A 24997-nucleotide genomic window follows, 5' to 3' on the forward strand; every position below is an offset into this window, starting at 1 on the left:
TCCGGGTAATGCCGGTTCAGCGCTTTTTTCATTTTGTGTATCCATACCCATGCCTACTCCGCTCTGAAGCATTCAATGAATTTCTCGGCCAGCGACGACAAATATTTATCCTTCATCCAGACAGCGGCGACCCGGGTGCGGAGCGATTCGCCACGGATTTCTTTATAACGCAGATTGTCGCTTCTCATGAGGCCGAAGGCTGATTTTGGAAGAATGCCGATGCCGAGACCGGCATTGGCCCAGAGCAGCGTGGTGCGGGCATCGTCGTTCATGCAGAACACATCCGGATTGAATCCGTGCTCCAGGCAGGTTTCACGGATCAGCTGCTCGAAGCGGCGGTAAATAATCAGCGGCCTATCCTTGAGTTCCCCGATATCAATGGAGGACTCTCCGCCCGTCCAGTCATAACCCTGAGTCATCACGGCAATCATAGGTTCAGCCCCGGCATATACACATTCGAGACTTGTGCTGTTAAAGGGCGTTCGAACAATGCCGACCTCGATGATTCCTTTGCTGAGCAGATCAATCACCTTATAGGTGTTGCCTTCATGGATTTCGAATTTGACGCCGGAATAGATTTTGTGAAAATCAAAGAGCCGATCCTGCAGCAGAGTTGCCGCGGAGGAGGATACTGTCCCAATGGAGAGCGTTCCCCGCAGCCCGCTTGCAAAATCACTAATCTCACGCGTGGTGGCATCGGCCAGCTCCAGAATCTGCTGTGCCCGGCCCCGCAGAATTACTCCGGCATCGGTCAGCTGTATACTGCGCGGTCCGCGCTCCACCAATTTTACGCCAAGCTCCTCCTCCAGCAGCTTCAGCTGCTGACTGAGCGGGGGCTGGGCCATTTGCAGCTTCCGTGCAGCGGAAGTAATCTGTCCTTCCTCAGCAATCGCCAAGAAGTATTTAAGCTGTCGGATATCCATTTGTTAAACCTCCGGATTTGGCATATGAATTAAGTATGGCATTGATACGAAACCAATATTATTAATATGTAAACAGGTATGACATAATCATAACGGGTCTTAACGCTATTTCATAGTGATTACATACTACATAAGTTAGGTGAGGGTTACTGTGTTCAAAATTGCCGTTTTTCTTAAACCGTACAGAAAAGAAGTTATACTCGGGCCGATCTTTAAGCTGCTGGAGGCGATCCTGGAGCTGCTGCTGCCGACCATCGTTGCGCTGATCGTGAACAACGGAATCGGCGGGCAGGATAGTGCCTATGTGTACCGGATGGGCGGGCTTATGCTGCTGATGTCGCTTCTCGGTTTCGGCTGCTCGATGGTCTGCCAATATTATGCCGCCCGGGCATCCCAAGGCTTTGGCACTTCGCTGCGCAACAAGATGTTCAAGCATATTTCTTCCTTGTCCTATGCCGAGCTGGATACCTTCGGTACACCGTCACTAATCAACCGGATCACGAGTGATGTGAATCAGCTGCAGGTTGCTGTGGCCATGCTGATCCGTCTCGTAGTCCGTGCGCCGTTTATCTGTATCGGGGCCATCATAATGTCGATGATTCTCGATTTCCGGCTATCGCTGATTCTGCTCGCGGCCACACCTGTTTTTGGCGTCATCCTGTACTTTATCATTACCCGCAGCTCGCCGCTCTACCGCAAATATCAGCAGAAGCTGGATCATCTGGCACTGGTGCTGAGCGAGAATCTTTCCGGTATCCGCGTCATCCGCGCCTTTGCCGAAGCACGGCGGGAGAAGCAGCGCTTCAATGAAGCTTCGGATGATTTGACGGCAACGGCGATCCGGGTTGGACGCATCTCTGCCTGGCTTGGCCCGATGACTACTCTGGTGGTGAACGCAGCGATTATTGCCATTCTGTGGGTTGGCGGCATACACATTGATGCCGGCCGTTTATCACAGGGTGAAATCATTGCGTTTATCAACTATGTAACCCAGATTCTGCTGGCGCTGATTGTTGTATCGAATCTGGTAATTCTCTTTACCAAGGCTGCGTCCTCTGCGAATCGTGTGAATGAAGTGCTGGCGGCTGAAACCTCAATCTCGGATGAAGGGAACAGCGCCCTGCCAGTGATGGAAGCGGCAGCTCCTGCTATTTCTTTCGAGCATGTATCCTTCGGTTACAACAAGACTGGAGAGCTTGCACTGCAGGATATCTCAGTGGTGATCAACCGCGGAGAAACGGTGGGGCTTATCGGTAGCACCGGCTCCGGCAAGTCCACCTTCGTGAATCTCATTCAGCGTTTCTATGATGCGGTGGAGGGGGAAGTCAGAGTAGGCGGCGTCAACGTCAAAGAATACCGGCTGGATCAGCTGCGGAGCCTGATCGGCATTGTGCCGCAGAAGGCGCTCCTGTTCACCGGGACGATTGCCGATAACCTCCGCTGGGGCAAGCAGAATGCGACGAAGGAGGAAATGATGCAGGCAGCCGTTGTAGCCCAGGCCGATGAATTCATCCGCAAGCTGCCGGAAGGTCTGGATACACCAGTCGCGCGTGGAGGGTTGAACTTATCCGGCGGACAAAAGCAACGGCTTACCATTGCCCGCGCTGTCGTGGGTACCCCTCCGATCCTTATCCTTGATGATTCCTCCAGTGCGCTCGACTTTGCGACTGATGCGGCACTGCGCAGGGCACTGAAGGAGAGCAGCAGGGATACGACCGTGCTGCTGGTATCCCAGCGGGTCAGCACGGTGCGGCAGGCGGATCAGATTATCGTATTTGACGAAGGACGGATTGTTGGGAAAGGCAGTCATCAGGAACTGCTGGAGAGCTGCGGGGTTTATCAGGAAATCTGCCAGTCCCAGCTTTCCAGCGAGGAGGCGGGACAATGAGGGGCAATAATACCTGGAAGAGATTGTTTGGCTATACAAGTCATTTTAGAGGCATGACCATAACCGCGGTAATCTGCGCCATCATCAGCGTGATTGCCAGTCTGATCGGGCCGCTGCTGATCGGCCGGGCTGTCGATCATATGGCGGGTCCGGGCGATGTTGATTTCGCCGGAATCCTCCGGCTGCTGCTGATCCTGGCTGCAGTATATATTGTGGGCAGCTTTTTTGGCTGGCTACTGACTTATTACACCAATCGGATAGCTTATAAGACGGTCTACGATATGCGCCGTGAGTTGTTTGACAAGCTAAATGTGCTGCCGCTGAAATTCCATGACAATCATCCGCAGGGCGACAGCATCAGCCGTTTTGTTAATGATATGGACGCTGTTTCGGACGGGCTGCTGCAGGGTTTCTCCACGCTGCTGACCGGTATTGTGACCATTGCCGGTGCAATCGGGCTGATGCTGTACATTAGTCCGGTGATGACGGTAGTCGTGCTGCTGTCGGCTCCGGCAACCTATTTTGTCGCCCGGTTCATCACTACGCGTTCCCAGAAGCTGTTTCGTGAGCAGGCAAAGATCCTCGGCGGATTAAACGGATATGTGGAAGAAATTATCGGCGGGCAAAAGGTGGTGCAGGCTTACCACTACGAGGACCGTTCATTCGCCCGTTTCTCGGACCGTAATAATGAACTGTACCAGACAGGCGTCAAATCCCAGTTTTACGGTTCATTGGCTAATCCGACAACACGGCTGGTCAATAATATTACCTTCTCGGTCATTGCGATGATCGGCAGCGCGCTTGTAATTGGTGGGCATTTTTCGGTCGGGGATTTGTCCAGTTTCCTGATTTATTCGAACCTGTTCGCAAAGCCGTTTAATGAGATTACCGGTGTCATCACCCAGCTGCAGTCAGCGACGGCTTCGGCACAGCGGATCTTTGCCATTCTAGACCTCCCGGCGGAGACGCCGGATGCTGCAGGGGCTCACGTCATGGACACCAGCCAGGGCACAATCACCTTCGATAAAGTAAGTTTTGCATATGATCCCGGGCGTCCGCTAATCAAGAATTTCAGCCTGGAAGTGAAGCCGGGTACCCGTATAGCGATTGTAGGACAGACTGGGGCAGGGAAGACGACGCTGGTCAACCTGCTTATGCGTTTCTATGACGTAGACAGCGGGACAATCCAAATTGACGGAATAGACATTAATAAGATCACCAGGGACAGTCTGCGGCGGAATTTCGGAATGGTGCTGCAGGATACATGGCTGTTCGGAGGCTCCATCCGCGATAATATTGCTTATGGCAAACCGGATGCGACAGAGGAAGAGGTCATAGCAGCAGCCAAAGCAGCGAATGCGCACAGCTTCATCAAACGGCTGCCGGAAGGGTACGCTACGAAGATCAGCGGTTCTGGAGACAATCTGTCCCAGGGACAGAAGCAGCTGCTTACCATCGCCCGCGTTATGCTCGTGGATCCGCCGATGCTCATCTTGGACGAAGCAACCAGCAGCATTGATACATTGACGGAGATTCGGATTCAGAAGGCTTTTCTCGCCATGATCTCAGGGCGCACCAGCTTCGTCATTGCCCACCGGCTGTCCACGATCCGCGAGTCCGATCTCATTCTCTACATGAAGGATGGAGACATCGTCGAGAGCGGCACACATGAGGGACTCCTGGACAGCGGGGGTCACTATGCCCGGTTGTACAACAGCCAGTTTGCGGTGGTGTAACGGCTTAACGTGGCAGGTTATGGAGGAGGAGTTGCTACTTTGGCAGAGCTTACGCTCTTTTATTGACCCCATATATACAAACAGCGGCAGTTCATGGACGGTAAAGAAACGTCCTGGACTGCCGCTGTTTTATTGAGAGTTAGTTCTTCGTTAGTTTAAGCTGCTTCAATCATATAATATCAGCCCTTCGAAATAATCCGTGAAATCATACTTATCCCCTACCTGAAACCAACCAGTTAATCCTGTGGAGAGCTCAAACTTAATATAACCCCGGTTGTCTTCTCCTAAGAAACTCACTTGATCACCAGGGTTGATTTGAAGAAATTCTTCATCTGAGTTTCTTAGTTTTTGCAATTTTAGTTCTTTTTTGGCGGTTAACACAGTAGGGGGAGACATAGAGTAGAAATCTTGTTCTTCTTCACGAAGCTGATGCTCTGCATCTAACCGGAATACGAGTTCACGATACCATGTCTGCAGCTCCTTCGCTCGGTCAATCCCTTTAACAGTGCCAAGCCCGTCAATCATAGAAGAATGTGCGGCGAAATCGGGAACGGTACCAACGGATCTGATTTTGTGACCGTCATAGTAATAAAAATAAGTCTCTCTAAAAAAATCATACTGACTATCAAATTGAAAAGCGATTTCAAAGTAAGGATCATTCATATTAAGATCGACAATTTCAAAATAAGGAAACATGTCTTCACCGTCAAATTGAAGAGATGCTCCATTTACTTTAAGCGTCCATGTTGTATCGCCTTTCGCAGCAGGGATCTTTAGCTCAACATTATCACTAATTCCATCTCCATTAAGATCAATAACCATATGTTGCTGTTTAAAGGTATTGGAACCCTCGTAATTTTTGACACGATAATCATCCGTATGTGTTGCGATTAACTGATAAGCTGCGTACTTTGCTTCATAGGTATGTAATAATTCGATATTTTTCTTTTCTATGTCCGTGAAAGTTTCCCTATAGTTTTGGTTCTTTCTGTACCATTTCTTTGAAGAAAAGTAGTCAGTCAAATCCTTACGTTTGAATATATATCCATGCCGGGCATAAATCTCATTACGCGCCAATTCCATGATATGACTATCCATATTACTAACGTTGTCGGCACTCAGCAATACCTTGTTACTGTCCTTTATGATGTATTCCCTGACCGGATTTGCCGGGCTTACACCCTTATTGCCATTTACTTCCTTTGATAAGTTCGATGGTTCCTTTGCGGAACAGCTTGACAAGAGAATCAGAACCCCAAAAATGAGACCCATTCTTCTGAGATTGTGGTAAAACAAATTGCATCCCCCTTAGTTGACTTCGACATCCTAAAATTTGGATCTAGAAAATATACCATAAAAAAGGGGGCAGCTCCAACGAGTTTTTTTATATTATCTTACCTGTTATTTTAAAAATAGCCCTAGAGCCTAGTATCTGGAGCAAAAGCACTTATTGCTTCTGCCGGTTCGCTGCTTGACTCTGGCTTCGCTGCAGCCGTTCCCTCATTACACCCGGCGTGCAGCCGTAAGTCTTGCGGAATACCCGGATGAAATAGTTTGTTTCCATCCCGAGATTCAAAGCGATATCCTGCACAGGGATGCCGGGACTTTCAGTCATCATTTGAAGCCCCCGCTCCAGCCTCAGGTTCTGGAGGTATTTATGCGGGGTTACGCCATACTCCTGCAAGAACAGTCGCTGGAAATGCTGCACGGAATAGCCGACGGCGGCAGCCAGATTAGCGACCAGTAACGGTTCGGTGAAATGCTCATTGATTAGTCTCACCGCTTTTTGCAGTGCCTCGTTGCGGACATGCTCATTTTCCAGGCGGCTGGCTGTACCGGCAGAAGGATCGCCCCGGCGCATCATAAGGATCAGCCGGTAGAGGCTGACGGACAGTTCCTGCGTGGCCTGTTCCTCCTGGCGGCTGACATTCCCTCCATTTACGGTCTGCCAGATTCCGCCGATGGCTTCCCAGCATTCCTCGAAGCGCGCAAGATGATAGGCGGAGGGCGGCAATAAGCCGAGGCTGTGAAGCATTGGCCCTGTCTGGCTGCCGTAGATGCCGGTAAAAGCTACATGCCACGGCTCATGAGACAACGGGTAATATTCATGTCCGCGGTCAGGCGGGAAAACGAAAGCCATTCCGGGTGCCAGCACCGTTTCTGTTCCGTCCGTGAGATCACGGAATATTCCCTTTCCACTGCGGATCAGGAAGAGCTGATGGACAGGGAATCCAGCCGGGCGGACATGATGGTACTGAATGTGCCTGCCGACAGAATAAGGGTACAGGGGAAAGTCCTCCAGGTTACGCGGCATTTCAACCAAAGAAAAGGGCAGCAAAGCTGTTCACCTCATATTCATTTTGTGCTATCTAATCGCGAGTATAATCCTACTGTGAATCTGCGGTTATCCTATATTATAAATAGTATAAACGTTTGTCCGTGAAAAAGACAGAGACACAGAATGACTTGAATCAGAGAAAAGTCTCATTCTGACACGGATCAAAAATGAGAGGATGAATATACAATGATGAGCAAAAAACTCCCTGCGGTCAGCAGCAAGGCTCCCGTGATGCTTCATGGGGCCGACTATAATCCCGAGCAATGGCTGAGATATCCTGAAGTTCTCCGCGAGGACATCCGCCTGATGAAGCTGGCGGGCTGCAATGCGATGTCTGTCGGGATTTTTTCCTGGGTATCGCTGGAGCCTGAAGAGGGCGTATTTACATTCGATTGGCTGGATCATGTGCTGAACACTTTTGCTGATAATGGTATATATGCTTTCCTGGCTACTCCAAGCGGAGCACGGCCAGCCTGGATGTCCGAGAACTACCCTGAGGTGCTGCGCGTGGAACGAAACCGTGTGCGAAATCTGCATGGATTCAGGCATAACCATTGCTACACTTCCCCGGTCTACCGGGACAAAACGGCAACGCTGAATGCCAAGCTGGCTGAACGGTATGCTCATCATCCGGCGGTCATCGGCTGGCATATTTCGAATGAGTTCGGCGGCGAGTGCCATTGTGATTTGTGCCAGACCGCCTTTCGGGAATGGCTGAAGGCCAAATATAAGGGCAGCCTCGACGAACTGAATCATGCCTGGTGGGCCGCTTTTTGGAGCCATACCTACACTTCGTGGGAGCAGATTGATTCACCGGCACCGCATGGGGAGACACAGGTCCATGGCCTGAACCTGGACTGGCGGCGGTTTGTCAGTGAGCGGACGATTGATTTCTGCCGGCATGAAATTGCAGCCGTACGAGATTTTAACCCGGATCTGCCCGTGACCACCAACATGCATATGATCGACGGTATTGATTACCGTGAGCTGGCCAAAATTCTGGATGTCGTCTCCTGGGATGCATACCCGGAATGGCATTACACCGAGGACGATGATGATGTCCGGCTGGCGGCTTGGACAGCTCTGAACCATGATATGTTCCGCAGCTTCAAGCAAAAGCCGTTCCTGCTGATGGAGAGTACGCCTTCGCTCACGAACTGGCAGTCAGTCAGCAAGCTGAAACGGCCGGGCATGCATAAGCTGTCTTCCCTGCAGGCGGTCGCTCATGGCTCTGATTCTGTGCAGTACTTCCAGTGGCGCAAGAGCCGCGGCTCCAGCGAGAAGTTCCACGGTGCTGTGGTCGATCACAGCGGCCATGCAGAAACCCGTGTATTCAGGGATGTCGCCGAGGTTGGTAAAACTCTGGCGGGATTAACCGAAGTAGTGGGCACCGTCACACCGGCGGAGACGGCGATCCTGTTCGATTGGGATAACCGCTGGGCAATCAAGGATGCCCAAGGGATCCGTAATTCCGGACTGAAATATGAAGAGACCGTGCTGCAGCATTACCGTGCCCTCTGGGAGCTGGGCATTCCAGTTGACGTGATTGGTTCAGGAGATGACCTCACACGCTACAAGCTGGTCATCGCTCCGATGCTGTACCTGATCAGTGAAGAGAACGGTCAAAGAATCGAGAAATATGTGGAGCAGGGAGGAACCTTCCTGGCAACCTACTGGTCTGGAGTAGTAGGCGAAACAGATTTGTGTCACCTTGGCGGGTTCCCGGGACCGCTGCGCAGAACGCTCGGCATTTGGGCTGAAGAGACGGAAGGCTTGCACAGCCGGGATGTGAACGGTCTTGTATTGCAGGCAGGCAACGCCTTGAAGCTCTCGGGCGATTACGATGCGCATGAAATTGCCGAGCTGATCCATCTGGAGGGGGCGGAGGCGCTAGGCCATTACCGCAGCGATTTCTACGCCGGGCAGCCGGCATTGACACTCAACAAGCTCGGAGCAGGCAGAGCGTACCATTTGGCTACCCGCGTCAAAGACGCGGCGTTTTACGTAGAGCTGTATGCTGCAATTACCGCTAAGGCGGGAATTGGCCGCGTGCTGGAAAGCGAACTGCCAGCAGGTGTAACGGCGCAGCTTCGTACAGACGGTGAACATGACTATATTTTCCTGCAGAACTTTAGCGGTACTGAAGCGTCAGTGACACTGGATGGTTTGGTTTATACAGACCTGGAATCAGGCGAGCCAGCCCCGGGAGTTGTTGCACTTCCTGTGAACGGGCTAGTAATGCTGAAACGGAAAGTAGCACAGAAATAGATAGAATTACAAAAGGCAGGACCCGGTCATCAGGGTCCTGCCTTTTCATTGTGGAAACGGAAGCAGCCTGCGGGTGCAGGGTAGAATCTTGCTATGCCATAAGGGAATGGTAAAATAGGTAATGATTGAAGAAGGCTAATCAGCCAAAGGCTGCCTCAATGCCCTCAATGATGCGCCGATAATAATTGATCTCATGCGGCACAAAGTGGCTCCTGTCCACAGTCTGGCTGATTGGAATCCGCGTACCGCTGCTTTCCACACTAAATCCTTGGATTTGCAGTGTAGCGCTGTCTCCCAGCCACAAACTTCGAAAGCCGGTGAAATCGGCTGTTACAATTCCCGCAACCTCTTCCTGTTGCAGCTTAAAGTCACTTAAAGGGGTGGTGTTTGTGTACAAAAAGACATGCGCCCGCTCTCTGTCGAGAAAACCCTCCTTGTCCATGCTGTAAGGGATGATCCCAAGGGGGATCAGCTGCTCAAAAGCAACGCAGATTCCAAGCTCCTCCTGCACCTCACGGACGCCATCCTCCGGAACCTCATCAGATAATAAATGTCCGGCGGCCGTGATATCCAGCAGACCGGCATAATCTTTTTTGAGTTCGCTGCGCAGCTGAAGATAAATATGGAGCATGTCCTGTTCCTTGCTGACGAACCAGCAGTGGAAGGTTTCGTGCCAGAGTCCCAAACGGTGAACTTCATCACGGGGTGCGGTCCCGGTAATATTGCCATTGTCATCAAAAGTGGTCAGTAGCTCGTCATTCATGCGAAGGCTCCTTTATTAATGTTAACATCTGGTGATGCCGATCCTGCTTCGTCGGCTAAATATATCATAGCATTTGCCGCACAGGCAACGGCTTGTCCACATAGAATCCCGATATGAACGAGTAAGAATATCCCATCATCCCAAGGAGGAATTTTTATGAGCAACTCGTTACATTCAAGGCTAGGCAAATTGTTTCTGGTAGCTTCAATAGTTTTTTTTGGTTGTTTTTTTGGAAATAAACAGGAGACTGTGCATGCAGACTCGCCCATAACCTCGACGGCAATTTATGAAGCTTATCTTGATGTAGATATGGTTACTGAGGCCTTGAAGAACGGATTAGGTGTGAAAGTTAACGATTTTTTATCGTCGGGAACCACACCGCTGGATCAAAAAGCGGCAGTAATAAATGCGCTGTATTCAGTTCAAGGATGGGAGGATAGAGATCTGACAGAGGAGTATTCACTATCTGTTTATGGAAAGAAAGCAGATTCGCTGGATAAAGCGAAGCTGACACCGCAGGAGATTTTTGTCCTTGGCTATATGAAGGTTCTGGATCATTATCTTGATCCTGATTTGTATTGGATCACTGAGGCCAAGAAGGCGTCGCCGGACAGTATGACGGTAGCCCTGATCCATGCGCTTGCCGTGTCCCAAGAGAGCTTAATGTGCAGCTGGAATAATACGGAGGCGGTCCTTGCCGATAAAAGTCTGAAACAGGATATTCGACCAGAAGCTATCGACATTATCGTTAAGTATATGGAACTGTATAAGGGTGAACGATGTCAAAACGGTGGCCAGCAGCAGGCAGCAATCAATTCCTTGGTGGATGATATTAAGAGAGACGCCATCGTTCTGTCTATCGGCCAGGGTAACGTGCTTGCCAAAGGAAAGCAGACAATGATAGATGATACGAATTCAAAGATCACCCCTTATCTGCGGAAAGGGACAACAATGGTTCCACTGCGTTTTATATCAGATCAGTTCGGTGCCGCAGTACAGTTTGATTCCAAGAAGTATGAGGTCACGATTCAATACAGAAATCATAAGATCATAATCAATGAAGCGGATTCCACCATTTCAGTCAATGATCGTTCCCCAGCAAAAAACACAATGATCGTGACAAAAAACGGACGGACGTTTGTCCCCCTGAGAGTGATAATGGATGTGTTTAGCAAGAAAACGTATTATCATCGGGGATTGATTATCATCTCGGATAAGCTTGTGCTGAATCCCCTTAATGCAATGGACAATGAAGCGGCAGAGAAAATCAAAGTTGAACTGGCAGCTATCGGCAGTAAAATAAAATAGTGAACAGCCGGACTTGTGGAGTGTATGATAATTATTCGCTCTCGGTTTTATTAAATGAGAAAAGGGGAATGTAATGAGTTTAGTGACGATGAATCGGGAATCCTTTTATAGCTTAGGTGATGAAAAACTTGGGAGTGCGTGTATGGAGCCGACTTTTATGCAGATACGCGGTAAATCGCCGGCGGTTAAGGCAGAGGTGATCTCGCAGCTGACAAGGGGACAACAGGCACTCTGCATGTTCCGGGTGATGTATGGTCACAGTTATAAATCGGCGGCCGAGTATTATGCCTGGATCTCTTACATGCTGAGTATACCGGGGTATTGGGACCGGATGATGGAGGGGGTGCGGTTTTTTGACGAGCCGGGAATGGGAGCGCTGTTGGAGGAAACCAGGGGGCAGCTTGAAGCGAGAAACAGCAGGTTAAAGGTCAACTGGGGAGATGCAACGCTTATGGATCTGGAGCGGGATGACGAACTGATGCAAATGATAAAATCCCTGTTTGACCGATTTGAGCAGGTTGCCCCGATGACCCACTCCATTATTGCGAAATATATTCGTTCCCGTCCCGAGGAGTTTGTGTTATTGCATTTAACAGACGGTTCCTTTAGTTGAACGTTTATTTTGGGTTGATTCAAAGTATAATGCTAGGATCTACAACAGGAAAAGAGGGAACGAATGCCTACTATACTGGTTGCTGACGACGATGCGAACATTCGCGAACTTGTTTGCTTGTTTCTGCGCAACGACGGATTTGAGACAGTTGAAGCTGTGGACGGCAAAGAAGCACTGAACGTCTACGCCGCAACGCATGTTGATCTTGTCGTGCTCGATATAATGATGCCAATTATGGATGGATGGACGTTATGCAAGGAGCTCAGAAGAGCCAATCCTGATCTTCCATTACTTATGCTGACTGCGAGAGGTGAAACCTGGGAGAAAGTGAAAGGGTTCGAACTTGGGACGGACGATTATTTGACGAAACCATTCGATCCGTTAGAGTTGACCGCTCGTGTCAGGGCATTGCTGAAACGATACCGGATTGGCTCTACGCAACCGATCCAGTTCGGCAACGTCATCCTTGACCGGCAAACCTATAAGGTGATGAGAGGGACGGAGTCGCTCACGTTGCCGCTCAAGGAATTCGAGCTGTTGTATAAGCTTGCTGGAACACCGGGGCAAGTGTATACCCGTGAGCAGCTGATTGATCAAATTTGGGGGATCGATTACGCTGGAGATGACCGAACGGTCGACGTACATATTAAACGGCTGCGCGAACGGTTCGCGACTACACCACAGTTTCGCATCGAGACGGTGCGCGGGCTTGGCTACCGGCTTGAGGTTTACGAATGATCAGATCCTTATATACACGTATCGTCCTGACATTTCTAGTCTCCGTCATCGGGGGCACAGTCCTTGCCCTGTATGTGGCCGTTTGGGTATATAAAGATAAATTGAACGAAAACATGCTAATGCCTTTACTTCACTTTGGCCAGGATGTCGCCCGGCTTTACGAAACCCTTCCATTGACTGAAGCGGACGAGTTCGTAAGTGGAATGTATCAGCTCAAATCTTTTTATGTTCGAATTTACGAAGAAACGGGTAAATTCAAGTCTTTTGGATCGCTTAACGGAGACAAACCTGTCACTGTGAGTATGGAACAACTGAAAAAAGTAATAGATGGAGAGATAGTTCAAGTAAATCCTAGTGGTTATGCTACTGTTCTCTTAGGGCTGCCTTTGACAACTGAAACGGGTACGAAAGCGATGTTTTTAGAATCAATCGGCCCCCCTTCTGCCGCTTTCACCCGAAAGTGGATTTTGAATTTTATAACTTATTCGTTGATTGCAGGTAGCCTATTGATTCTGGTTGCAGCCATGTTCTTAGTCAGACCGATCAAAAAGCTGACCATAGCGACTAGGCGTATCGCTGATGGAGATTTCAGTGTGAAGCTGAATATTAAGCAAAAGGATGAGCTAGGTACTCTGGCTCGCAGCTTTGAAGAAATGACGCACGACCTGCAGCAGCTGGAGCAGCTGCGCAGGGAATTCGTATCGAACGTGTCGCACGAAATCCAATCACCGCTCACCTCGATATCCGGTTATGCTATAGCGCTCAAACAAGAAAACATCGGGGTTCATGAGCGAATACGTTATCTCGATATTATCATCAATGAAGCGGATCGGATGTCCAAGATGAGCGCTAGCCTGCTTAAGCTGAGTTTGCTTGAATCGCAGTCACAGCAATTGACTCTGTCAACACTCAGTCTTGATGAACAGATCAGGCGGGTCATTGTCGCGATTCAGCCGCAATGGTCGGCTCGCAACATCACCTTCGAGCTCGATTTGAAGGCAGTTATGCTAACGGGAGATCATGACCAGCTAAATCAGGTATGGACCAACATTCTCGGCAATAGCATTAAATTTTCCAAAGATGGCGGCGTTATTACCGTCAGCATTACACAGGATAACACTAACGTGACAGTTACAATATCCGATACTGGCATTGGTATTTCCCCCGAGGACCAGAAACGTATATTTGAGCGGTTTTTTAAGGCAGATCGTTCCCACAGCCGTAAGTATGAGGGCAGCGGTATGGGGCTTGCCATCGTTAAACAGATCGTATCGCTTCATCAAGGTGACATCCGGTTAGAAAGCGAACCTGGCAGGGGAACAACATTCATTGTCACCTTACCAATCGTAACGCCGGCAGTGTGATAAGATTCATACTGCATCAATCTCCACGCTCCGGTAACCTGTGCAAACTCACTTGCCTGTGATACCGGGGTGTTTTTTCGTACGTGCTTAGATTGACGATTCAGCTTGAAATTAACGCACAATTATTTATAAAGAAACTTTACCTGCCATAGAGGGAGTCTGCTTGTTATAATCTTGTTGAATGATGAAGCAGCATTTAGAAAGTTGAGGTAAACAACGAATGGAAGAAAGAATTTTGCGATTTCTAAATAATACATATCCTATTAATTTTTATGATGTTAAAGCCGTAACAAATGAAATGTACCGTTGCCAATCTCAAAAAGGTGTTTTTTTTGTTCGGATAACGAATTATAAGTCCTATCAAGAACAATTAGATGAAGTGAATTGGACGAATTATCTTTTTAACCAAGGCATAGGGGTTCCCCAGGTTATAGGCACTATTAATAATTCATTCATTGGGAAAATAATGTTAGAGGAAGAGAAGCGGGTCGTTGTATTTCAGGCTGCATCAGGAATCCATCTGCCACGTTCAAAATGGAACAAAAAAGTATTTAGAGATCTTGGACAACAAATAGGCAGAATGCATCGAGTCAGTAAAGGATATATGAATTCTGAGACTACTGCACATATCAATCATTGGCATGAGTGTAAAGAATACGATTTTCTCAAGTACATTCCTACAGAAGAGAAGACCATACGGGAAATTGCATTCGATGTTGTAAATAAAATTAAGGAACTACCGCAGGAGTATTCAAATTATGGCTTAATACACGGAGACCTGTGGCTGGAAAATATCCTTGTAGACAGTGACTCCAAGCTAACGATGATTGATTTTCAAGATTGTGAAAAACATTATTATGTATACGATTTAGCCGTTCCTATCTATTCTGCACTGGAGTTCTCCTTCTCAGGGGGAGAGAACCTTAGAGATTATGAAAGATCCATTACCAGGGCGTTAGTAGATGGATATAAAGAGGAGAATGAGCTCTCTTCCGAGATGCTTACGAAACTACCGCTGTTCATGAAATTAAAAGAATTGTTCGAATATAATTTAATGCATATGTATTGGAATGCTAAAGAGCTAAGCGAGGAGCAGGTCCGAATCTTGAATTTATATAGAAGTCGGATGGAGTACAGCCATTCTTGAACTATGGTGAATAAGGGGCAGAATGAAGTTGTCGGAGAACGATTGTCAAAAAAACAGCAGCAATCTGGGACTTTACTTTCTCATCCCTGACTGCTGCTGTTTCTATTATTGAGTTCAGTAAAATACTTATCTGGCCAGCCATCCGCCGTCTACATTCAGGATATGACCGTTCAGGTAGTCGGAAGCAGCGGAAGCCAGGAATACGGCAGGTCCCTTAACATCTTCAGCAGTTCCCCAGCGTCCAGCAGGAATGCGGTCCAATATGGAGTCGGAACGGTTCTGGTCAGCACGGATTGGAGCTGTGTTTTCTGTAGCCATGTAGCCTGGTGCGATTGCGTTGATGTTCAGACCGGAACCGGCCCATTCGTTGGCGAAGGCTTTGGTCAAACCGGCAACAGCATGTTTGCTTGCAGTATAGCCCGGAACATTGATCCCGCCCTGGTAGGAAAGCATGGAGCAGATGTTGATAATTTTACCGGACCCTCTTTCCAGGAAGTGGCGGCCGGCAATTTGCGACAGCAGGAATACAGTATTCTGGTTCAGGTTGATGACATCGAACCAGTCTTTTTCGCTATGGTCTTTGGCCGGAGTACGACGGATCATGCCTGCACAGTTGACCAGAATGTCAACGTGGCCGGTCAATTCTAGCGCTTTGTCGAACATGCCCTGCAGGGTAGTGTGGTCACTCAGGTCAGCTTCGATGCTGAGAGCTTTCACGCCGAAAGCTTTGGCGGCTTCAACGGTTTCCGCACTTGTGTTCAGGGAGGCAGAAACAACGTCTGCGCCAGCTTCCGCAAAAGCAAGGGCAATACCTTGTCCAAGACCTTGGGCAGCGCCCGTTACGATGGCTGTTTTACCAGCCAGACTGAATAATGATGACATATTAATATTCTCTCCTTTGAGTGGGGATTGTGGAATTTGTACTTAAGTTTTTTAAATAAAGTGCAATTTATTATCCGCATTCAATATTGACGCCCGCACTGCGGAACTGTTCCACCGTTTCGGGTGCAAGGCCGCTGTCCGTAAGCAGCACATCCACTTCCTGCAGTGAAGCGAAGGTGCGCAAAGCGGTATGCCCGAATTTATGATGATCGCAGGCGGCGAATACTTTGCGGGCCGTGGAGACCAGGGCCTGTTTGAAATCAATTAAATCACCGGTGTAAATAGACAGCCCATGCTCGATATGCACGGCTGTAGCCGACAGAAATGCTTTTTCTATATTTAGCTTTTGCACGTATGAGACAGCTTCGGGACCTGCGAGCATGTTGCGGACGCGGTAGCCTCCGGGAACGACCAGACGTATGTTGTCTTTGGGAACCAGTTCGCTGATGATGTACACATCATTGGTGACGACCGTCAGAGGCATATTGTCCAGCCGCCGGGCAATTTCAAGCGTGGTGCTCCCGCCGTCCAGCGCAATGATGTCATCCTCTTCGATATGGGCAAGCGCGCGCAGCGCAATCTCCGTTTTCTCGTCGGAATATTTATCCAGCGGGTTCTTGGAAGGCAGAATGCCGAACTGATCACTTTGGGCCAATACAGCACCGCCGTGTACACGCACGATCAATCCCTGTTCCTCCAGCTTGCTTAAGTCCTCGCGGATTGTTTTTCCCGTCACCTGGAGCTTGTCGCTCAATTCGTTTACCGTTACGTCCTTCTGGTTCAGCATAACTTCCATAATCATCTCGTGTCTCCGTATCGGGTTCATCCGCCTGCCTCATCTTTCCGTAGTTGATTTCTTTCTATTGTAATTCTTTCATACCTACGGGGTCCATATCATCATAACGTTTGTTGTCCCCGGCCATGCTCCAGATGAAGGTATAGTTATGTGTGCCTACACCGCTGTGGATTGACCAGCTTGGGGAAATGACGGCCTGTTCATTGTGCATCACGATATGGCGGGTTTCGGTAGGTTCGCCCATCAGGTGGAACACGATAGAGTCATCTGGAAGATCGAAATAGAAGTAGGCTTCCATCCGGCGCGGATGAGTATGCGAAGGCATTGTATTCCACATGCTGCCCGGTTTGAGCTGCGTCATACCCATGACGAGTTGTGCGCTTTGTACGCCATTGGTATGAATGAAGCGGTGAATCGTACGCTCGTTGGAGTTCTCCAAACCACCCATTGCTCCGGATTCGGATTCGGCGAGTGTAGTTTTGGTTGTAGGATAGGACTGGTGAGCCGGAGCGGAGTTCAGGTAGAATTTCGCCGGTTTGGCGCTGTCTGCGCTTTTGAACACCACATCTTTGGAACCTTGGCCGACATACAGGCATTCTTTGAAATCTATTTCATATTCTGTTCCGTCTACAACAACTGAACCTTTGCCGCCGACATTGATGATACCCAGTTCACGGCGTTCCAGGAAGTAAGTGACTCCCAGTTCCTTCAGATCCGTGGTAAGCACAACATCTTCGGTTACGGGATTGGCACCGCCGACGATCATGCGGTCTTCATGGGTAAGCACGAGCTTCAGTTCATTCGGAGCAAAAATAACGGGAATGTGGAACTCTTTGCGCAGGCGCTCAGTATCAAACTGCTTAACTTCGTTGGGATGTGAGGCGAAACGTCTTTCCATTGGATATTCAATCTCCTTCAAAAACGTATTTTCGTTCGTATAGGTACAATTTAATCCATTTACGTTCATTTGGCAAGTGATAATCTTTTTTAGTGCGTTTAATTTAGTTTGTTTGTCGTTTTAGAGATTGCCATATGAACCGAAAGCGTGCACAATAGACTGAAATACAAGGTTCAGGGAGAGTGAAGGGGATGTTGTTGAAGTCGTGATTCCTGAGAGTGGGCAAGGATCGATAAAAAGAAACTTAAAATATGGAGGGTGAAGCCGGTAATGGTGGATTTCAATCATACTCAGAGTCCTTATAAAATTCGACAGGATGAAATTATATATAATGTAGCGCTGGAAGCGGAGAGCCGTCCGCTGCTGGAGAGCGGTCTTTGGTTCCACGATGATGTGCGTAATAATTTTTATTATGCCTCTTACCTGTTCGCAGCTGCCGCAGACCCGTCTCGCGAGCTGCCCTTTGACCGTGTAGCAGCGAAGCAGAAAGCAGAAGCCGTGCTGCTGGAAACCGTTCTGCTGCAGAACAGACAGCCCGGGACTGCGCTATACGGACACTGGCCGCTTGGCCTGAACCCGGTGCCGCGGGAGGCCTTGCCGCATGAGCTTCCGGTGGAAATTATGGGCAGCCTGATGGCTTGGTTCTGCAAGCGGTATTCCAGCGAGTTCAGTGCAGGACTCCGAATTGCTTTTCATACGGCCATCGGCCATATCTACCGTAGCGGATTTTACCGCAAACCGGTGGTGACCTTCGGGCATCATGAAGCTAAATATACTGCAGCGAAGCTGATCTTCGGCAAGCTGTTTGATGATGAGGAGTTATGCGAAGACGGACTGCTCAGCCTGCAGAATACACTGGCCTATATCCGCGGGAATGGCATGCCGGAGTATGGCAGCCTGCCGTGGTTCTGGCATTGGGTGCAGGCATTTACCTGTGCCTGGGAGCTGGAAGAGGACCCTAAAATCAAAGACATTCTGGCAGAAATGCTGGATTATCTGTGGAAGGAACGGGGGCACTTCTACCTGCAGGGCGCCTGGGTAGGCGCACATTCCCGGGGGTGGCCGCATGATGTTCCGGCGGACGGCAATGTGCTGCATGATTATGTGCAGTTTGGAGACTTCAAATTGCCTGCGGAGATGCCGCGAACCGAATATGCCGGATTATTATTCTATGAAGCGCCGGAGCAGGTACGGTCCGCTGCTTTGGACCGGAGCGTACCTGCCGAAGTCAAGAAGCTGACCCGGAAGGTTGTGCCAAGTGACCCGGATCCTCAGCCGCTGCTGCATTCATACGCTTATATCACGGAGGATTATGCGGCTGGAGGTATGTGGGAGCGGGTAGAGGAATTTGACAACGAACAGCTGCGCTGGGCCTTCTCACTGCCAATTGGCGTACAGGGAGGGAGCAACCGGCTGTATTTCTTCCATCCCGGTCAAGGCTATCGGGAAGGCGATCCCCGCCATCAGAGTCCGCATATGGAGGTGCTGTTTCACAGGAGTACGGTCCTTTCCTTATATCCCGTTCCGGAAGGAGAGAAAGACTCCATCGTAGGGGTTCTGCCCAAAGGGGAATGGATCAAGTCGCAGGAGGCGCTGTTCGGGAAGGCAGGCAAAGTCTACTTTGCTGTCTACTTGTCCCAGGGCTACGAGTTGAAAGAACGGCAGGACTACCTGGAGGTTACGGCTACAGGAATGCCGGGAGGAGCCGTCGTGGAGGCTGTTCCGGTGAAAGAGGCAACAGAGCTGGGATTTGGCGACTTGCCTGCTTTTGCTGAGGCAATGACGAATAAAGCGCCGGAGTTTAGCACCGGAGATGACCTGTCGGTCCAATACCGGACTTTAAGCGGCGATCAGGTACAGCTGACCCTTGGGGTGGGTGCGGGCCCTCAAGCCAGTCTGGGCGGCAGCCGGATTTCACTGGAAGACTATGTTGTTTAATAAGTTTCTATCCTAAATACGGGTTAAATGAACGGGCAACCTTGCGGTTGTCCGTTTGCGTGTACGCTGCACCATAAACTGAAGGAGGGGTTTGTAATTTACATAAAGATCCAAATGGTTTAAAGTTTTCACAGGAGGGGATGAAATGGAGCAGACTTATGATGTAAACCCAGTAAGAACTACTCGCAGATCCACTAAGAAAAAGACGGGTATGGTGCTCGGATTGATAATCATTCTGATCCTACTGGCAGTCTCAAATCCGACTAGAGCTGATTTTGTGGATTATGCAATGAATCGGCCAGATGAGATATTTAAAGTCGGGGAGTCAGGGGCAATTACGAACCTGATCGCAAAATCATTGCTGGATTCACTGACGGTAAGAGAAAATTTTATCTTGTTCTCCGTCTACAGCGTTCCTGATGTAAAAGACAATACTCATTTTATAGGTGATATTCAAGAAAAAAAGAAATATCTGGGTTTTTTCAAAATTATATTTATTGAACTTTAGGCATCACTTCTTCTTGCGGATCACTTTACAGTTTAAAGGATAAGCATACTATTACTCACAGAAAAGGGGGACTATCAATGATTGCTGAGATTATAGCGGTTCCGAAAGGCTTCACAGCCACCTTTGAATTCCATTACAAGCATTCTGCGGATCGCGTTTGGGCGATGTTGACTCAAAATGAACTGCTGAAGGAATGGTTCTCCGAGCTGAGGGTAAAGGATTTACGGACTGGCGGGATCATCGAATTTGATATGCAGGACGGTACCTTTTTGGAATTGGAGATTACTGATTTTGAGCGGAACTCCGTATTGGAATTTATTTGGGGAGAGGACAAGGTTCGTTTTGAACTGTTTCCCGAACGGGAAGGCTGCCGCCTGCAATTAATCGAAACCATGGGCAAAATTACGGACCATACAGCCAAAGACCTCTCCGGGTGGCATGTCTGTCTGGAAGTGATCGCAGCGCTGCTGGACGGTAAGCCATTCGGTAACCGCAAAATAGTATGGGAGAACAGATATGAGGTGTATAGTGCGCTTGTGGACAAGTTCCGGAATTGAGTCCAACACGTTTTCGCATTCGCCAGAGGAGCCGTTCTTCATACTTTCGAGGTATGGAATCTCTTTTGCAGAACTATTGAGCAGGAGGGGTTTTTGGCATGTTATCCATTCGTGAACTATGTTTACTGATCATGCCGTTTCTAATTTTAGGGGCAAGCTTCATTATTCCTGGGTATTTCATCAACCGTATGAAAAAGGGTCGGCTTAGAAATATTCTTGGTGCGATATTTATTTTATTTTGGTTCTTAGCACTTGTAGCCCCACAAATATATTTTAATGTTTTGAGAGGAGGTCGCTGATTAATCAGCGGCTTTTTTCTTTGGAGCAATCAGCATGCAGAATCAGAGCGAATTAAAGATCCGTAAATGATTTTGATTTCATCGAGCAGTTTCTGGATTACATGCTAAAAGAATAGTTGCTTCAGTGAGTTAATCGGTTTATTATCTGGATATGGAAAAATAAGGGGTGAATCAATGAAATTACTAGACGGACTCTAGCTTCCCTGAAGGAGGTTAGAGTTGATTTGAGTAGAAGCATTAAGAAAACACCCGTAAGTAAAGACCAGGCAAGTCGTTGGATAAAACGACAGGCAAGTAAGGCCGTACGAAGATACTCTCAAGACATTCCATTCGGAAAATTTTATCGAAAAGTTTATTGTTCCTGGGATATTAGTGATTGGCGATTTTACACACCTTATAAGCAAGCTGTTAACGAGTGGGAAACCACTCATAGGACTTGGCGCAGACAGGTGAGTTTTCAAGAAATGACATTAAGTTGGGCTAAGAGCTATAAAAGAAAATAACAAAAGGAGTTGTTGGCAGGGAAGCGCCAGCGACTCCTTTTATTTGAGCGCGAACTGGAGCTGATGAGTTGCACCGATCAGCTTCCCAGGTCGATTCTGAGATTCGTGACATGAGTGGAACTACTCTCTACAGCAGAAGGAGCAAATCACGATTACCTTGTTCAGACCTGCAGGAAATGTTAAGCTACGTAGAGTGGAAACAGTTTTAATTTAACGGAGGAATAGTGTGGCAAAAGCAAAGGTGGCCAAACGGCCGACAAGAGATGAATTTGTGCTGGAGGAAATCGGCAATCAACTGACGGAAGCGATGCAGGAGGCCTCTGAAGTGCTATTGACGGTTTGGGGCAAGGAAGATCAGGTCCGGGGGCAGATTGTCGGCATGGACCCGCGCACGGGTAAGGTGCATCTCAGCTGTAAGGAAGAGCTGGTCAAGGTGCCTTTTATGGATATAATGGCAATGGATTATCCAAGAGATTAAAGCATGCGAAGATAGATTTCCAGAACTGGCACTCCGGCTACAGCCGGAAGAGCAGGAAAGCCGTGCTTAAGCCGTCTTGGCAACAGAGAACAGAGCATTCGGGGAGAGTCCCGGTGCTCTTTTTTTTTCGGATATAAAGGATCAGCCTACAAAAAAAGGGCATCCCAAAGGATGCCCGATAAACTATTTCACAGGATACCTGCTACTGCACTAACTTCAGCATAATCCGGTTACAGCACACTGCGCAAAAGCCGAATGGCGATGGCATTTAAACGCAATGCTTCTCTGATAGCTACCCTCGCTGCCAAAAGTTCCCGTCTGGCCCGGCTTGGATTAGGCACTCTGCGTAAATTCTCATTAATTTCTTCCAGCTGTTCGCGCAGAATGGCTCTTTGCGCACGCAGTGCAGCAATGGCCCTGCGAATTCTTGCACGTTCTGTCATAGTTAACACCTCTTTCCGGTTGGATAGTATAAGAGATGCAATGACTACCATTTCTGTTTGTGTGAATGGGTAGTTTTATAACTTTTTGATGAAAATATCTTCCTTGCCCAGCGGCACAATTCGTTGTTCGCAGGGATGCCCATAACTGAAGCCCGGGTGTAAGCTTGAAGAGATGTAGAGGAGGTATTAAGCATTATGGATAATATCGAAAATACCGCGCATGTCTGGACTCCGGCTACACTGGGTGGAGGCGGGTATATCACGGGGCTTATTCAGCACCCGGGCATAAGCGGGATTGTGTACGCCCGCTGCGATGTCGCGGGTGTCTTCCGCAGCTCCGATGGCGGGGAGACCTGGGAAACGCTGAATGGCGGGCTGACGAAGGCGTATCACCATCAGGTGCAGAGCTTTGCGATCAGTCCGCATCACCCGGAGGTGCTGTTTCGCTGCTCCGGGGAGGTCAGGAGCCGGAAGTTCTACGGATCGGTCCATAAATCCGCCGATGGCGGGCATAGCTGGCGGGAAGTCTGCACGGGTATGGGATTCTACGGCAATGGTCCTACCAGGATGTACGGTGAGGTGATCGCGGCAGACCCTCACCACCCGGACATAATGGCCGCCGGAGGGTATACCGGCGGCTTCTGGATCAGCCGGGATGAAGGCGAGACCTGGAGACGCACGGGGCTTCCAGAGGAACGGTTTGGCTGCGTTGCGTTTCACCCCTCTGTTCCCGGTGTCTTGTATGCCGGAACAATAAGCGATGACGATTTGAACATGGATTATGTAGAAGTCGGCGAAGGCGGTGTATTGGGTCTGCTTCAGGATCAGCCCCGTGGCAGGTCAGGCAAGCTGTATGTCAGCTCTGATCTGGGAGAATCCTGGGAGCTGCTGCAGGAAGGGCCCAGCTTTGCCGAGCTGTCATTCGACAGCCTTGATAACCAGCATCTGCTGGCGGCTACGATCTGGGGTGGAATCCGGAGCAGCACCGATGGCGGCAGGACTTGGTCTTCCACGGAAGAAGGTCTGCTGCCCGGCAGACAGAGATACGGGACCGTTGTGCAGGACTGCCATCGGACGGAAAGATGGTACACGGCCCCGGATCTGCGGCCGCATATGAAGGAGTGTCCGCCGATTCCACTGTATGTTTCCTGTGACGGGGGTGGACATTGGCAACTGCTCCATCCTTATTCCGATGAAGACCTCAGCGGCTTTCCAGCGTATATGGATCATTTCAGCGGAGGATCCCGGGCGGCGGCAACAGGCTGGGCGATCTCCAAAATCATCGTAGACCGCTTCAGCAAGGACCGCCTCTATCTATGCAACTGGTATGGAGTTGCAATCAGCGAGGATGGGGGGAAGAGCTGGCGGGCGAATCATTTCCGGGGGCTGGAAACGACCTGCATGGAAGCGGTGATCGCTGACACGGTGCAGCCGGGGAAGTTCTGCGTCACGATGGCAGACCATCCGCCCAAGATCACGGAGGATGGCGGGCAGACCTTCCGCAATTTACCGGGTCTGGATGGCTACTCAGGCAGTACTGCTGCCGTCATGTCCGGAACAGACGACAAGCATTATCTGTACGGGCTTGTCGGACATGGGCGAACGGCCTGCATTGCACGGAGCCGTGACGGAGGCGGCAGTGCGGCAGCCGTACTTTCCCTTGGTCCGGGTCTGTTCGTCCAGGCACTGCGTGAAGATAGGGGCAAGCCAGGGACATTCTATGCTTTTGTGGACGGTGAGATGGCCTCCGGAGCTGGAATCTACCGCTCCAGAGATGGGGGAGAATCCTGGGAACGGACGGCATTCCGTCCTCCGGTGCATATAACAACTTTGCCGCATCAGAAAAAGTGGATTGAAGCTGAGCTGCTGCCGGTAGTTGTCTATCAGGTCAAAAATGCCTGTGGAGCCAATCAACTGCTGGACACGGATTACCATCAGGCAGGACATCTTATGCTCGGGGAATGGACGGAGGGGATCTGGAGCTCGAAGGATAGCGGGGACACTTGGCAATCCATCGGTGCGGGACTTCCTTTTCAGTACAGCAGCCCGTCCTCTGTATTAAATGCAGTGGCATTTTCACCCACTCATGCAGGCACCCTATATGCGGGATTTATCTCGGAAGGGTTATGGCGCAGCGAGGATAACGGGCAAAGCTGGAGCAAGCTGTTCCCGGCCGGGGAGGGAGAACGGTTCAATGTGTCGGCGCTTGCTGTGGGGAAGGGGAACTCGGGCAAGGACCTGCTGATTCTGGCCTGTGAGCCGATGGTTCGTACCGGAACGGAGGCCCGGGTCGTCTGCAGCCGGGATGGAGGTTTGTCCTGGGAGGAGTGGGAGAATCTATCTCTTGGCGCCCCCCGCTGGAAGGGGATTGCTGTCGATTGTGCAGGCGGACAGGTGCTCGCCGTCTCCTGCGGCAACGGAGCTTTTCGTACATCGGCAGTTGCGGACAGGGATAAACAGCAGCAAGGGGGACCTTTTCAAATTAGTCGTTGCTAAAACAAACTTTTCGTTGCAAATGATTCTTGTTCAGTTAAATGGTAACGCTTACATTGAAGGGGCCGGACGATGTCAATATCGAATATAAACCGGCTTTTTCAAATGGAGGCCTG

Annotated in this window: 22 protein-coding genes; 14 read left to right on the forward strand and 8 right to left on the reverse strand. The window is 49.5% G+C overall.

Annotated elements, in window-relative coordinates:
• Positions 1-53 precede the first annotated feature (53 nt).
• A complete protein-coding gene (locus tag AC3WT9_RS01725) occupies positions 54-923 on the reverse strand; it encodes a LysR family transcriptional regulator (RefSeq protein WP_341093928.1) in 870 nt (289 codons plus the stop codon).
• A 151-nt stretch (positions 924-1074) separates the two neighbouring features.
• On the opposite strand from AC3WT9_RS01725, the gene AC3WT9_RS01730 reads away from it, so the two are divergent.
• Both AC3WT9_RS01730 and AC3WT9_RS01735 read left to right on the forward strand, forming a co-directional pair.
• A complete protein-coding gene (locus tag AC3WT9_RS01730) occupies positions 1075-2811 on the forward strand; it encodes an ABC transporter ATP-binding protein (protein ID WP_341093927.1) in 1737 nt (578 codons plus the stop codon).
• Positions 2808-4547 (forward strand): ABC transporter ATP-binding protein, encoded by a 1740-nt coding sequence (locus tag AC3WT9_RS01735; RefSeq protein ID WP_341093926.1) that lies wholly within the window; start codon positions 2808-2810, stop codon positions 4545-4547. Before AC3WT9_RS01730 ends, AC3WT9_RS01735 begins: the two co-directional genes overlap by 4 nt.
• A gap of 165 nt (positions 4548-4712) precedes the next feature.
• Here the strand turns inward: AC3WT9_RS01735 and AC3WT9_RS01740 are convergent, their stop codons facing one another.
• Both AC3WT9_RS01740 and AC3WT9_RS01745 read right to left on the reverse strand, forming a co-directional pair.
• Positions 4713-5843: a YARHG domain-containing protein gene (locus AC3WT9_RS01740; protein ID WP_341093924.1), complete on the reverse strand. Its 1131-nt coding sequence runs from the start codon at positions 5841-5843 to the stop codon at positions 4713-4715.
• A 151-nt stretch (positions 5844-5994) separates the two neighbouring features.
• On the reverse strand, positions 5995-6885 hold the full coding sequence (locus AC3WT9_RS01745) for a helix-turn-helix domain-containing protein (RefSeq protein ID WP_492407246.1): 891 nt from the start codon (positions 6883-6885) through the stop codon (positions 5995-5997).
• A gap of 189 nt (positions 6886-7074) precedes the next feature.
• On the opposite strand from AC3WT9_RS01745, the gene AC3WT9_RS01750 reads away from it, so the two are divergent.
• A complete protein-coding gene (locus AC3WT9_RS01750; RefSeq protein WP_492407478.1) occupies positions 7075-9153 on the forward strand; it encodes a beta-galactosidase in 2079 nt (692 codons plus the stop codon).
• A gap of 139 nt (positions 9154-9292) precedes the next feature.
• On the opposite strand, the gene AC3WT9_RS01755 is transcribed toward AC3WT9_RS01750, so the two are convergent.
• Positions 9293-9916, reverse strand: a complete 624-nt coding sequence (locus tag AC3WT9_RS01755; protein ID WP_341378914.1) for an NUDIX hydrolase — start codon at positions 9914-9916, stop codon at positions 9293-9295.
• Between the two features lie 156 nt (positions 9917-10072).
• Between AC3WT9_RS01755 and AC3WT9_RS01760 the strand changes: the two genes are divergently transcribed.
• The 5 genes from AC3WT9_RS01760 to AC3WT9_RS01780 all read left to right on the forward strand — a co-directional run bounded on the left by AC3WT9_RS01760 (position 10073) and on the right by AC3WT9_RS01780 (position 15086).
• On the forward strand, positions 10073-11224 hold the full coding sequence (locus AC3WT9_RS01760) for a stalk domain-containing protein (protein WP_492407247.1): 1152 nt from the start codon (positions 10073-10075) through the stop codon (positions 11222-11224).
• 142 nt (positions 11225-11366) lie between these two features.
• On the forward strand, positions 11367-11837 hold the full coding sequence (locus AC3WT9_RS01765; protein WP_341093920.1) for a hypothetical protein: 471 nt from the start codon (positions 11367-11369) through the stop codon (positions 11835-11837).
• A 63-nt stretch (positions 11838-11900) separates the two neighbouring features.
• The gene (locus AC3WT9_RS01770) at positions 11901-12575 is read left to right on the forward strand and encodes a response regulator transcription factor (RefSeq protein ID WP_341093919.1); all 675 of its coding nucleotides are present in this window, start codon (positions 11901-11903) and stop codon (positions 12573-12575) included.
• Positions 12572-13939 (forward strand): sensor histidine kinase, encoded by a 1368-nt coding sequence (locus AC3WT9_RS01775; protein ID WP_342479980.1) that lies wholly within the window; start codon positions 12572-12574, stop codon positions 13937-13939. Before AC3WT9_RS01770 ends, AC3WT9_RS01775 begins: the two co-directional genes overlap by 4 nt.
• Before the next feature lie 220 nt (positions 13940-14159).
• Positions 14160-15086 carry a phosphotransferase enzyme family protein gene (locus tag AC3WT9_RS01780; protein ID WP_341378910.1) on the forward strand — a complete coding sequence of 309 codons (927 nt, stop codon included), beginning with the start codon at positions 14160-14162 and terminating at the stop codon, positions 15084-15086.
• A gap of 126 nt (positions 15087-15212) precedes the next feature.
• Here AC3WT9_RS01780 and kduD read toward each other — a convergent pair whose 3' ends face one another.
• The 3 genes from kduD to kduI all read right to left on the reverse strand — a co-directional run bounded on the left by kduD (position 15213) and on the right by kduI (position 17662).
• On the reverse strand, positions 15213-15968 hold the full coding sequence (gene kduD, locus AC3WT9_RS01785) for a 2-dehydro-3-deoxy-D-gluconate 5-dehydrogenase KduD (RefSeq protein ID WP_341378909.1): 756 nt from the start codon (positions 15966-15968) through the stop codon (positions 15213-15215).
• Between the two features lie 70 nt (positions 15969-16038).
• Positions 16039-16794 (reverse strand): DeoR/GlpR family DNA-binding transcription regulator, encoded by a 756-nt coding sequence (locus AC3WT9_RS01790; protein ID WP_076110042.1) that lies wholly within the window; start codon positions 16792-16794, stop codon positions 16039-16041.
• Positions 16795-16828: 34 nt separating this feature from the next.
• Positions 16829-17662 carry a 5-dehydro-4-deoxy-D-glucuronate isomerase gene (gene kduI / locus AC3WT9_RS01795; protein WP_038593270.1) on the reverse strand — a complete coding sequence of 278 codons (834 nt, stop codon included), beginning with the start codon at positions 17660-17662 and terminating at the stop codon, positions 16829-16831.
• A 258-nt stretch (positions 17663-17920) separates the two neighbouring features.
• On the opposite strand from kduI, the gene AC3WT9_RS01800 reads away from it, so the two are divergent.
• From AC3WT9_RS01800 to AC3WT9_RS01820, 5 genes are all read left to right on the forward strand, one after another.
• Positions 17921-19600: a hypothetical protein gene (locus AC3WT9_RS01800; RefSeq protein ID WP_341378908.1), complete on the forward strand. Its 1680-nt coding sequence runs from the start codon at positions 17921-17923 to the stop codon at positions 19598-19600.
• A gap of 145 nt (positions 19601-19745) precedes the next feature.
• The gene (locus tag AC3WT9_RS01805; protein WP_341378907.1) at positions 19746-20108 is read left to right on the forward strand and encodes a hypothetical protein; all 363 of its coding nucleotides are present in this window, start codon (positions 19746-19748) and stop codon (positions 20106-20108) included.
• 77 nt (positions 20109-20185) lie between these two features.
• A complete protein-coding gene (locus AC3WT9_RS01810; protein WP_341378905.1) occupies positions 20186-20665 on the forward strand; it encodes an SRPBCC family protein in 480 nt (159 codons plus the stop codon).
• Positions 20666-20763: 98 nt separating this feature from the next.
• Positions 20764-20964, forward strand: a complete 201-nt coding sequence (locus AC3WT9_RS01815; protein WP_341378904.1) for a hypothetical protein — start codon at positions 20764-20766, stop codon at positions 20962-20964.
• A gap of 729 nt (positions 20965-21693) precedes the next feature.
• Entirely contained in the window at positions 21694-21945 is a 252-nt protein-coding gene (locus AC3WT9_RS01820) for a YolD-like family protein (RefSeq protein ID WP_341093911.1), read from the forward strand.
• A 230-nt stretch (positions 21946-22175) separates the two neighbouring features.
• On the opposite strand, the gene AC3WT9_RS01825 is transcribed toward AC3WT9_RS01820, so the two are convergent.
• Entirely contained in the window at positions 22176-22388 is a 213-nt protein-coding gene (locus AC3WT9_RS01825; protein WP_076109421.1) for a hypothetical protein, read from the reverse strand.
• Positions 22389-22583: 195 nt separating this feature from the next.
• Here AC3WT9_RS01825 and AC3WT9_RS01830 point away from each other — a divergent pair, with 195 nt between their 5' ends.
• Positions 22584-24884, forward strand: coding sequence for a hypothetical protein (locus AC3WT9_RS01830; RefSeq protein ID WP_341093910.1), 2301 nt, complete (start codon positions 22584-22586; stop codon positions 24882-24884).
• Positions 24885-24997 lie beyond the last annotated feature (113 nt).

The organism is Paenibacillus sp. EB106-06-01-XG199 (assembly GCF_058791575.1).